8 protein-coding genes are annotated in these 12,020 nt (G+C 49.7%); all 8 read left to right on the forward strand.

Annotation, left to right across the window (positions count from 1 at the left end; translation table 11 throughout):
* Positions 1 to 35: 35 nt before the first annotated feature.
* Entirely contained in the window at positions 36 to 1,610 is a 1,575-nt protein-coding gene (locus tag TW77_RS20430; RefSeq protein ID WP_046006824.1) for an NADH-quinone oxidoreductase subunit L, read from the forward strand.
* 1 nt (position 1,611) lies between these two features.
* The gene (locus TW77_RS20435) at positions 1,612 to 4,062 is read left to right on the forward strand and encodes a YbcC family protein (RefSeq protein ID WP_046006825.1); all 2,451 of its coding nucleotides are present in this window, start codon (positions 1,612 to 1,614) and stop codon (positions 4,060 to 4,062) included.
* 195 nt (positions 4,063 to 4,257) lie between these two features.
* Positions 4,258 to 4,479 carry a hypothetical protein gene (locus TW77_RS20440; RefSeq protein WP_046006826.1) on the forward strand — a complete coding sequence of 74 codons (222 nt, stop codon included), beginning with the start codon at positions 4,258 to 4,260 and terminating at the stop codon, positions 4,477 to 4,479.
* A 91-nt stretch (positions 4,480 to 4,570) separates the two neighbouring features.
* Entirely contained in the window at positions 4,571 to 5,317 is a 747-nt protein-coding gene (locus TW77_RS20445) for a substrate-binding periplasmic protein (RefSeq protein WP_046006827.1), read from the forward strand.
* A gap of 277 nt (positions 5,318 to 5,594) precedes the next feature.
* Positions 5,595 to 6,545, forward strand: coding sequence for a GlxA family transcriptional regulator (locus TW77_RS20450; RefSeq protein WP_046006828.1), 951 nt, complete (start codon positions 5,595 to 5,597; stop codon positions 6,543 to 6,545).
* A complete protein-coding gene (locus tag TW77_RS20455) occupies positions 6,542 to 7,795 on the forward strand; it encodes a peptidase S41 (protein ID WP_046006829.1) in 1,254 nt (417 codons plus the stop codon). Before TW77_RS20450 ends, TW77_RS20455 begins: the two co-directional genes overlap by 4 nt.
* 261 nt (positions 7,796 to 8,056) lie before the next feature.
* Positions 8,057 to 10,291, forward strand: a complete 2,235-nt coding sequence (locus TW77_RS24475; RefSeq protein WP_052713289.1) for a hypothetical protein — start codon at positions 8,057 to 8,059, stop codon at positions 10,289 to 10,291.
* A gap of 407 nt (positions 10,292 to 10,698) precedes the next feature.
* Positions 10,699 to 11,742 carry a type III polyketide synthase gene (locus tag TW77_RS20465; RefSeq protein ID WP_046006830.1) on the forward strand — a complete coding sequence of 348 codons (1,044 nt, stop codon included), beginning with the start codon at positions 10,699 to 10,701 and terminating at the stop codon, positions 11,740 to 11,742.
* Positions 11,743 to 12,020: the final 278 nt, after the last annotated feature.

Genomic DNA, 12,020 nt, shown 5'->3' on the forward strand with positions numbered 1-12,020 from the left:
CATACTGAGCCCGTTCTGAATGGAGTGGGATAATTATGTCAATATCGTTAATGATGATGCTCGTCATCACGTTCAGTTTTGCGCTCAGTGCCTGGTATTGTGGCCGTGCAGGTCACATCAGCAGGCGGTTTGTTAACGCGCTGTCTGGCTGGTTACTGGTTTTGCTCACTGCGGCCATTGCCGGGCAGGGCACCAGTGTTGATTTACTCTCGCAAAGCGCGCTCGTTCAAGTTGTGCACGTGACGTCGCTGGGCCTTATCATGTCTGGCCTGGTGGTATTTATGGCCATCATTCTTATGCGCTTTTCGCTTAACTATATGGCCGGGGAGCCACGCCTGGCTGTTTACTGGCGCTGGTTGCTGGGCACACTGGCCGCGGTGTCTCTGGTAGTTTTGAGTAATCATTTACTCTTATTCCTGCTGGGCTGGACCTTAATAAGCCTGGCTTTGCATCAGTTGTTGCTATTCTATCCCGAGCGTCCCCGGGCTGCGCTGGGCGCACACAAGAAATTTATTCTGGCACGTCTGGCCGAGCTGGCGTTGCTTATTGCCGTGCTGTGTTTGTATCAGGCCCACGACACCTTCCTGTTAAGCGATATTCTGGCCCATTATCAGGCACCTAACCCAGAGGTCAGTGTTTACGCCCAGATTGCAGCCGTCATGCTGGTCATTGTTGCGCTGATCAAATGTGCACAGCTGCCAGTCCATGGCTGGCTGATGCAGGTGGTTGAAGCGCCTACGCCGGTCAGTGCCCTATTACATGCTGGTGTAATTAATCTCGGTGGTTTTTTAATGATAGTGTTCGCGCCCCTGGTGATGCAGGTCGCTGCGGCTCAGTGGTTGCTGCTGCTGGCAGGTGGACTGACCACGGTGCTTGCGGCACTCATCATGACCACCCGGGTCAGCGTAAAGGTGCGTCTTGCCTGGTCAACCAGTGCGCAGATGGGCCTGATGCTGGTTGAATGTGCGCTGGGGTTATACGAGCTGGCACTGTTACATTTACTGGCTCACTCCGCCTACAAGGCACACGCCTTTCTTAACTCAGGCAGTGCGGTTCGCGATAACCTGCAGGCGCGTTTGGCGGTGTCCGTTACTCCGTCGCTGGCACGCTGGCTGGGCGCGGCACTACTTAGCCTGGGTCTGGTTGCGTTCACCTACTGGCTGGTCGGTCAGGGCACTGCATTAAGTATGTGGGCTTTACTGGCCATGTCGCTGACTTTGCTCCTTGCGCAGCGCAGCAGTGCTCACCATAGCCTGCCGTGGACAGGTGTACTACTGATCAGTGTACTGCTACTGGCCAGCTATGCGGCGATGAAGACACTGCTGGCACAAACCGTGTTTGCCGACGTGTCTTTACATGAGGCCCCACTGAGTGCCGCTGATAGTGTCGTGATGGTGCTGTTTATCAGCTTATTTGTGCTGAACTGGTTATTAACCTACCGCGCAGCACATCCCCGGGTGCAAAGTTTATCCGTGGTGCTTTTTGCCGGTTTGTATCTGGATGAGTGGTGGACCCGTCTGACATTGAAAATCTGGCCTGTGAAGTTACCCGCACCAGTTAAATCGCAGCGCGCCGCCAAGCGCCAGTATGGATTAATTCAGGAGTCTTAACATGGCAAGTGATACATGCACGCTCACAAAGGCACAGCACAGCGCTGTCCAGGGGGCCTGTCAGCAGTTAGCACCCAGCTGGCCGCTGGATCAGATGATAGCCGTCAGCCCTTACTGGCCGATGCGCCATGAGCGCATAGAGCAGGTCAGTGCCCGGCTCAGCGCGCTGGCGGGTATTTCCATGCTAATGCCTGAGAGCGACTACTTTGACTGGTATCGACGCGGCCTGATCAGCCCGCAAGCTCTGCGCACTGCATTGGCAGAATCCGGGCTGGGATTAAACGTCGATGAACTGATCCAGACAATCGAACAGAGCGGGGAAAAGCTGCCCTGGCAGTCGTTATCGGCGCTGCTTGATGAGCACCGGGCGCGCCACAAAATGGCCTGGCGCGACGAGATAATTCATCAGATCAGCCAGTTTTGTGCCGCTCATTTTCAGCAGGCGCAGCCAATGTTGCACCGCGAGCACAGCAAGGCACAGCCGGATTTGTACGCGCACTGGCTGGTGGTCAGCCAGCGCGACCGGGGGCTCAGCATTGTACTGGACGAGCCCGACCTGCACCGCTACTTTAAACAGTTACCGGATGATCCGAACGCATTGATAGCCGAGGCGCTGAGCACTTTTGGTGTGCAGGACGAGCAGGTTGAACTGTATGCACATGCATTGCTACTGGATATTGGTGGATGGGGCGCCTGGGTTGCCTATCTGCGCTGGCAGGGCGAGCTCAATGGTGAGCCACACGACCAGATGCTGGACCTGCTGGCAATTCGTATGGCCTGGGAGCTGGTACTGTGGCGCTATCAGCAAGCACATTTTCCAACTTTTTTTACCACTTTGGAGCATTCATGGAAACAGTCTCTCGGCCGGTTGCAAAACCTACCGACGCAACATCAAACACAACAAAAGCCTCTGTGGGTTTGGGCCAGAGCGGCGGAGCTAAGCTATCAGCAGCAGCTTCACTATGCATTGAGCAGCCCGGTAAACACACCGGCGCACCCCATACAGTGTCAAGCCGCATTTTGTATCGATGTACGTTCTGAAATCTATCGCCGCGCGCTCGAAGCACAAAGCGATGGCGTCCAGACTATGGGGTTTGCAGGCTTTTTTGGCCTGCCACTTTCCTACCAGCCGCAACAGGCTGACGTGAACCGGCCTCAGTGCCCGGGGCTATTACTGCCCAGCCTGGTGGCCACACATGCACAATCCGACAAGCACGGTGCAGCCTCGCTGAATGCTCAGGCCCGCTGGCAGGGATTTTCTAAATCAGCCACCGCGTCCTTTTCTATGGTGGAATCGGCAGGCTGGCTGGATACGTTTAAGCTTCTGAAAAAGGCATTCTTTGCCTCTGAGCAGGCCCACCCGGTCGATAAGCTGGCCAACAGCCAGGACTGGTCGCTGACACAAAACGGCGAAGAGCTGAGTGCCCAGCAAAAGGCTGAGCTGGCCGCCGGTGTGTTGCATGCAATGGGATTCGAGCAGTTTGCACCCACGGTATTGTTAGTAGGCCATGGCAGTCACTCGACCAATAACTTGCAAGAAGCCGGGCTGGGATGCGGCGCCTGCGGCGGACAAAGTGGTGAAGTGAATGTCAAAGTGCTGGCCTGGCTGCTTAACGACAAAGCGGTGCGCACCGAATTGCAGGCGTTGGGGGTTGAAATACCAGAGCAGACCCGATTTATTGCGGCGCTGCATAATACCACAACCGATCATCTGCGCTGTTATGGCGAACAACCGGGTACTGAGATTATGTCCTGGTTGCAAAGTGCCACGGCGGCGGCGCAAAAAGAACGCGCAGCGAAGCTGGATGAACAGCTGGCAGATGCCGACCGTGAAGCGCTGGACCAGGCCCTGATAGCCCGCAGCCTGGATTGGTCTCAGACGCGTCCGGAATGGGGGCTGGCAAATAATGCGGCGTTTATTGTGGCACCGCGCAGCTGGACCCGGGGCATTGATTTACAGGGGCGCAGTTTTTTACACGACTATCAGTGGCAGCACGATCCGGACTTTAAGGTGCTCGAAACCATTATGACCGCGCCTATGCTGGTCACTCATTGGATCAACATGCAGTACAACGCCTCGACCACAGACAATTTGCATTTTGGCAGCGGTAACAAGGTGCTGCACAACGCGGTTGGCGGCAACATCGGCGTGTTTGAGGGTAATGGCGGAGATCTCAGAACTGGTCTTGCGATGCAGTCACTGCACAATGGACACGACTGGATGCATCAGATGCAGCGACTGTCGGTCTACCTGGCTGCGCCCAAATCGGCAATTAAAGAGATCACCGCGCGTCATGATGTGGTTAAACAGTTGATCGATAACGAGTGGTTGTACGTATTCCAGTGGCAAGAAACAGGCGAAATTAGCCGTTTTTATCAGCAGCGCTGGTGGCCGGTGTCTGCGGCGCAGATCAGCCAAGATGAAGAACAGAAAATAGTACAGTGTCTTTGATTTCTGGTATGGCTAATACCAGAACAAAGCTGTGGGGCACGAAGCGGCAACCGTAAGGTTGCCGCTTTTTTTATTGCCAAACAGTTTGGTATATTGGTGTTGATCTGCCAAAGTTAACAATAACCCGGTCAATTTCATCAAGGGTTTGGGTGAGATATAAAAGAGGCAAGCGCAACAAGTCATGTGGGAGTGAACATGTCGGGAGATATCGTCAAAATTCAGGCGGAGCACTGGTCCGCCACGCAGCTGAAGCTAAAAGCACTCAACGAAAAAATGGCTGATCTGGCGCCTTTGATACTCGAAGCGGCCGAGCAGCTCGACCCAGACAGTAGTAGTTACGATGCCAGCCAACGGCAGGCACTGGCGCAACGTCTTAAAGCAGCGCTTTGCGCAGATGAGCCAGACTCAATGGCATAAATGGGTGGGTAACAAATGCCCCTCATTCTGTCATTGCACCGGGCATAAACCGCTCTAAAATAATAACGATAGCAGGAGGCCGGTAAATACGATGACGTTATCACAGTGTGTTTTTATTTGTAGTGTATTGATATCCGGCCTGTCTTTGGTCAAGGTGGCCTGGGCAGAGGTGCTGGATGTCTCGGTTGGCTGGACAAAGCCGCCGTATGTCATTGAGCAGGGCGATACCGGATTCGAACTGGATATGGTGAAAGCCATTTTTGCTGAACTGGGCCATGAAATTCGTTTTTTATATGTGCCTTTTGGCCGCTCAGATTCTTTGCTGAAAACGCAAAAAGTGGATGCGGCACTGACCATGAACCGGCGCATGGACCTGGCCGGTGCGGTTTTGTCCGAACCCTACATTACCTACCACAATACCGCCATCAGTTTAAAAAAACGCAACCTGAAAATACACAGTGTCAGCGCATTGGAAAATTATGCCGTGATTGGCTTCCAAAATGCCTCTGTGGTATTGGGTATGGAGTATCGGCTGGCCACTGCCAACAGCCCTTTATACATTGAGCTGCCTGATCAGCAAAAACAAGTAGAATTATTGCTTAGGGGCAAAGTGGATGTGGTGGTGATGGATATTAATATTTTTAACCACCTGAGCAAGGCCGTTCTGGGTCAGGATCAGATGCCCAATGTCACCGTCCACCATTTATTTGCGGCTTCGCCTTATCGTATTGCCTTTCGCGACCCGGCCCTAAAAGACGCTTTTAACCTTAAAATGGTCCAGTTTAAAAGCAGCTCCGCCTATTACAAGTTGCTGCACAAGTACGAGTTTTTGCAGTGAGTAGGGTTGAGTTACAACGCCTATAAATAGTGATATCGGCCTGCCTGGTTCGGTAAACCCAGGAGCAAGGCGATGGTTTGATTGAACTTCCTGAGTTCCGCACTACTCTAAAACCACTTCTCTGCGTGCTTTTCCTTTTCAGTGGCCTTCTGACAATACGCAGACAGGGCTTTTGTGTGTATAAGTCCAACTGTGACAATGAATGTCTGTTTTTGTCGTTTTAATGCATTAAATGACACCTTTGCATCGGTTATGATAGATGCCAAAGGAGTAATGCATGACCACAAAACAAGTATATTTTATCGCCGACGGGTTTCAGGCCCTGGATTTATTTGGGCCATTAGATGCGTTTATGGAAACCAACTGCCATGTGCCCAATGCCTATGACTGTAAGTTACTGAGTATTGAGGCCGGTGCAGTTGCAACTGTGTATGGCCAGCAAGTTCAAGCTGATTTTGGCCTGGACGACGAATTTGCTGTGGACGACCTGATCATCTGTGGCGGCAATGGCATGCGCACGCTGTCGCTCAGTGCTGCGCAGCTTAGTGCGCTATCGGCACTGGCGGCCGGAGCCAGGCGGGTGTTTAGTATCTGCACCGGTGCTTTTGTGCTGGCCCAGCTTTTTCCGCAGCAGGCGTTAACGCTCACAACCCACTGGCGGCATTGTGAAAGCCTGGCCCGACAAAATGCCCATTGCACCGTTTCGCCCGATCCGCTCTATATTCAGGACGAGCACATTTGGTCATCGGCAGGGGTGTTGTCGGGGGTTGACCTGGCACTGGCCATAGTACGGGAAGATCACGGCAACAGCATTGCCGCGCAGGTGGCAAAAGATCTGGTGGTCTACTTGCAACGCGCCGGAAACCAGCATCAGTATTCAGATGCCCTGGCGCTGCAATCTGGCGACAGTTTAAAGCTCTCTCCGCTATTGGACTGGCTAAGTACGCAGCTTAATCAGCCTGTTACGGTCGCGAGAATGGCTGAGTTTTGTCACCTCAGCGAGCGACAACTCACGCGCTTGTTTAAACAGCACCTTAACTGTACACCCAGCCATTATTTTAAAGTCCTGAAACTCAATCACGCCCGAGATCTGTTGAGTGAAGAAAACATCAGTTTGCAGCACGTGGCGACAAAACTGGGGTTTACTTGTTATGACAGTTTCAGGCGTGCATTTGTCAGGCAATTCGGCGTATCGCCTTCACACTACACAAAAGGAATTAACCAATGAGACAGGTACTTAGGGGGCTGCTGTTTACTTGTATGGCTGCGCAGGCCGACGCGGCATTGCTTAACCAGGCCCAGCAGCAGGCCTGGCTTGAAGACATTAATTTCTATGCCCGACAAGTAAAAACGCAGCATATTCAGCCATTTCATACCCTGGCAGAATCGGACTTCGATCAGATGATTAGCGCGCTTAAAGCGCAATTAGGGGCGCTGAGTGAAGTACAGGTAGAAGTGCGATTGATGGCAATCAGCCGGGCAATAGGCGACGGACACTGCAACTATTTAATGATGTCGGGTAAGCATCAGCACTTTCCGTTTCGCTTTAAGTTTTTTGGCGAAACTTTACGAGTGGTCGATACCATACCTGAGCACCGTCATTTACTGGGTATGCAGCTGCGTGAAATCAATGGGGTGAGTGTGAGTGAGCTGTATAAGCAGTTGCCTGCCTTTTTGCCTGGCGTGGATAATCAATTCAGCAAGCAAAGCAGTTTTGAATATTACCTGACCTTGCATAAGTTGTTGTTTGGTCTTGGCATAGTTGATGAAAAATCACCAGCGTTATTTCGCTTTACGGGCGAGGAGGGTGACGTTAGCGCCAAAATATCGCCTGTGAGTATGCGGGAATTTGGCAAGCTGAGCTCTGCATATGTGCGCTCAGAGCCAAAGCTATCAGCGCTGGATATAGGCATGCCTGGGATCAGCCTGAGCCTGTTAGACAAAAGTAAAACGGCTTATTTTGACTTTGCATCGTACCCGACACCCGAGCAAGTGATGTCGCACTGTGATGCACTTCAGGCCAGATTAAAGTCGGCCGGTTCGCGCTATCTGATCATCGACTTCAGGGGCAACCGTGGTGGTAACTTTTACGCGGGCCTGGCGTTGTCTGCCTGTTTATTGCCACTGGATCAGTTTGACTGGATGCAGGGTGTTTATGTGTTATCCGACGGCGCGACTTTCTCTGCTGCCATGTCTAATACTGTGCAGTTTAAGCAGATCCTGAATGCCAGAGTGGCTGGCACGCCAACTGGAGGAGATCCCAACCATTTTGCAGAAAATAGCGTGTATTCTTTGCCTAATTCAGGGCGGCGGTTCAGCTTGTCTAAGCGTTATTACCCGTTCAGCGACGTGCAAAGCCATGCGGTGTATCCGGATATCAAGATAGCGCCGAGCTGGGAGGATTATCGTCAGGGGAAGGATACGGTACTGATATATATCTTATCTCAACTCTCATACTCAGCTGTTTTTGTCGAATAGATAGTACGATTAGGCAAGATGCCGGGTATAGCCTGAATGCCTTGTTTCATTATGCGTTTGCGATTACACCTGACTGTATTTTTTTCAAGGTGAGGTGATCGCAAACGCTATTAACCTTAGAAAGGGTAGATCAAAAACAGTTTCTAATAATAAGAGTAGAATTTGGGCTTCTGGCTACAGATGAGAAATCATTTTATAGTATTTCTCAGCAGGCATACTCTCAATGTCCCTGCCACTATCTACTCAATAAGGGAAATAATAATGAAATTAACTCAACTTCTTTGGGTTGCGTTGTTGATGCTATCACTGCGCACCTTTGCTTTGGAGCAAGTGATTATCAAGCGTTACTTGTCTGATGAAGATAGCCCAATTAAGCACATACCACATTTATCGTATTTCCACCTCGATGATTTCGAATCAGGTAGCGTGTCAGTACCCGGTGTTACAATTGATCAAGGTTATATTCGTGCACCTGCGAAATATGTGGATTCGGTAGACGGTGACGACGGCGTAATAAACAGTCGCTGTGGTGGTTGCCGTGGTTACTTTGTCTCTCAGAAGAACCAGTTAGGGGTCAACATTACGTTTGACCGCGAAGCACTTGGTGCACTACCTACAGATGCGGGTCTGGTCTGGACCGATGGAAAGGGGCTGACAAAATTCATTGCCTACGACGAAGCTGGCAATGTGATAGCTCAGTCTGACCCTCAGGACATTTCGGACAGTTCATTTCATGGAACCACTGGAGATGATCACTATTTTGGTACTTTTTATGAGCAGGGTATCGCGCGTATCTATATTGAAAGCACCATTGATGCGTTGGAGTTTGACCACCTGCAATTTGGCCATAGATTGCAGGAACGCCAAGAGCCAATTGGGCCTCTGAATTACACAAGCTTTGAGAAGGATAGCCCTTTTTATAGCGAACAGAGTGCATTCGACTACTTCCACCTGCTGGATTTTGAAAGCAGCACAGATCTTGAAAAAGGCGCTATTTTCTCAGATGGCTATGTTCGTACGCCAAGCAATTTTGTCGACTCTGTAGATGCTGACGATGGTGTACTGGATGGGCAGTGTGTAAGCTGCCATAGCTTTTATGTGAACCAAAGTAACAAGCAAGGTGTGACAATAACGTTTGACGCTGTGAGCCTGGGACACTTACCTACACATGTGGGTGTTGTTTGGGTAGACGGTGCGGGGTTAACGCGTTTTATTGCCTATGACAACGAAGGCGCTGTCATAGCAGACTCAGGCTTGATCAATATTGCTGACGACTCATTTTATGGTACCACGGCGGATGATACATTTTTTGGTGTGATTTCAGAGAGCGGTGTTTCCAGTATCTATATCGAAAACAGTGAAGATGATCTGGAAATTGATCATGTTCAGTTTGGTTACCAAAACCTTCAACCCGCCTTGCCTATTGGTCCAACCCCTTATTTGAGTTTTGAACAGGATAGCCCTTTTTATGCACTCAAAGATGTGTTTGGGTATTTTCATTTGCAAACATTTGAGCATGGCATGGGTGATGCTGTAGGAGCGAGCTTTTCACGCGGAGTGGTGCGCGCACCAGCTAGTTTTGTTGACTCTGTTGATGGTGACGATGGGGTTGTTGATGGCAAGTGCGCGTCGTGTAAAAGTTTTTATGTTGACCAGTCAGCCGAGCTGGGCCTGATGATTACCTTCAATAAAGCCGAGTTAGGTACATTGCCGACTCATGCCGGAATTGTCTGGACCGACGGCAAAGGCGAAACACGCTTTAAAGCTTATGATGAGTTTGGCAATGTGATTGCTGATTCTGGTCAGGTATCTATTGCTGATGATTCATTTTATGGCACTGTTTCGGATGATCACTTTTTTGGCGTGACTGCGCACAAAGGCATCGCCAGGCTGTACATTGAAAATACAATCGATGGCCTGGAGATAGATCATCTGCAATATGGTTATCTGGGGGCACCACAGACCATTAAGCCATTATCTTATCGAGATTTTGAACGTGACAGTCCGTTTTACTCCTATGCTCAGAGTGCGCTTTACAGTCATCTGGAGACATTTGAATCGGGTCACCTTAGTGTACCAGGCGTGAGTGCTAGCCGTGGTTTGGTGCGTAATACTGCTCGTTATGTTGATTCTGTGGACGCGGACGATGGAAAGATAGATGGGTACTGTACAGGCTGTCGAAGTTATTATGTTAACCAGTCCACGCAAGCGGGAGTCAGCTTTACATTTGATAAAAATACACTCGGCAAGCTCCCTAATTATGCAGGCCTGGTTTGGGTTGATGGTAAAGGTCTAACCCGCTTTATAGCCTACGATGAACAAGGGAACATGATTGGTGATTCGGGTTATGTATCAATTGCTGATGACTCATTCTACAGTACCGTTGAAGACGACCATTTCTTTGGTATTGAGAGCAGTCAGGGAATTTACCGGATCTTTATTGAAAACACCGAAAATGATCTGGAGCTTGACCACCTTCAGTTTGGTCACAAGTAGTCGTTTAATATACTTGCGGTTTAGTGCGGGCGCTATTTTTTGATGGCGCCTGTTCTCATTTTTCAGTGCATGGCTCTGCATTATTGTGTGATAAAACTCGTAATGATGGTTTATGACATTGCAAAGAACTGAAAAATTCGCTTGTTAAACAAAGGCGGCAGGATTTATGACAATCAATGGTCAGACTAACATCCTTCACTGTACTCAGCGCGTTTCATACCAAAATAAATGTATGCCTGCTTGTTAACTATAGAAAGCTTTTTATTGTGTGTTTCTGTCTAATTATCTGATTTAAATTTAAAAAAGGAATTATTTTAAAATTTATTTGTTAATTTTATTTTTTATTTATGTGAAATTTATTTCTGTGCCACAGGTCTTGTTGTATGAATTTTAAAAGGAGATACAACATGACCACATTATGCAAACCAGCGACTTTTTACCCCGAGCATTTAGCCAATGCCGATGACATCATGACTGTGATTGAAATTTGTCACCCCGATAGCCCCTACAAGCAGCGGGCGTTTGAAATGATCCAAAACACCGAAGTGAAAAACCGGCACCTGATCTTACCCCTGACTGAGGTTGTTAAGCTTGGGGACTTTGGCGCGCGGGCCGCCCGTTATAAGGATGCGGCTATCGACATGGCCGAAACCGTTGCCAGGGAGGCGATAGATAATGCCAAACTGGATAAGGCCGAGATTGATATGGTGATAGCCACGTCCTGCACCGGGTTTATGATGCCCTCGTTAACCGCGCACCTGATCAACCGCCTGGACTTGCCAAACGAAACCAAGCAAATTCCTATTGCACAACTGGGTTGTGTGGCGGGGGCCTCGGCGATTGGCCGGGCGTTTGAGTATTGTCAGAATCGTACCAACAGCAATGTTCTGATCGTCTGCGTTGAAACCTCCTCATTGTGTTTTCATAAAGAGGCCAACCGCTTACAGGACTTTATCAGCGATGCGCTATTTGCCGACGGCGCAGCGGCTGTGGTAATGCGTGGTGACAGCCAGGTGCCAGGCCTTAAGCTTATTAATAATCAGAGTGTGACTATTAAAGATACCATGCCTTACATTGAGTATGATATTACCCACCAGGGCTTTAAGTTTTCTCTGGATAAGGAAGTTATGCACTCAATTCCCCATGTAGCACCTTATTTGCAATCATTTTGCAGACGCAGCCTGTCGCGCGATGCCAATCAGGTCGACAGCACCATTTTTCATACCGGTGGTAAGCGTATTCTCGATGAGCTGGTTCGGTGTTTATCGCTTGAGCCTGAGATGGTTGCACGCTCCCGAGCTTGCCTGGCCGAAACGGGCAACACCTCCAGCGTGGCTGTCATTGATGTCTTAAAGCGTACCTTTGACAGCGCCAGACGCGGCGATGCCAGCCTGCTTGCGGCATTTGGCCCCGGGTTTACCTCAGAGATGAGCGTAGGCGTGTGGCACTGAGTAATACTCAGGCTATAACAAGGTTAAAAACCAAAGCCGCCTGGATAAACAATCATGCAGGTTGGTTTTGGGCACCTGCCAGCGGGTAAACCATGCTGCCAAGCGTGGCGTTATTTTCTAGCGGGCCGCTATTCAGAGTGACGGACCAACTATTTGCGCATTTTTAAATCGCATTTTTATTTTGATACTGCCATGCAGATTGCAAAAGTTTCTTTCAACGAAATTTTAAACCCTTTAATTTCAATGGTTTAAAATTGGCCTCATGCTTGCAGTCTCCA

The organism is Pseudoalteromonas rubra (assembly GCF_000967655.1).
Taxonomy (GTDB): Bacteria; Pseudomonadota; Gammaproteobacteria; order Enterobacterales; family Alteromonadaceae; genus Pseudoalteromonas; species Pseudoalteromonas rubra_A.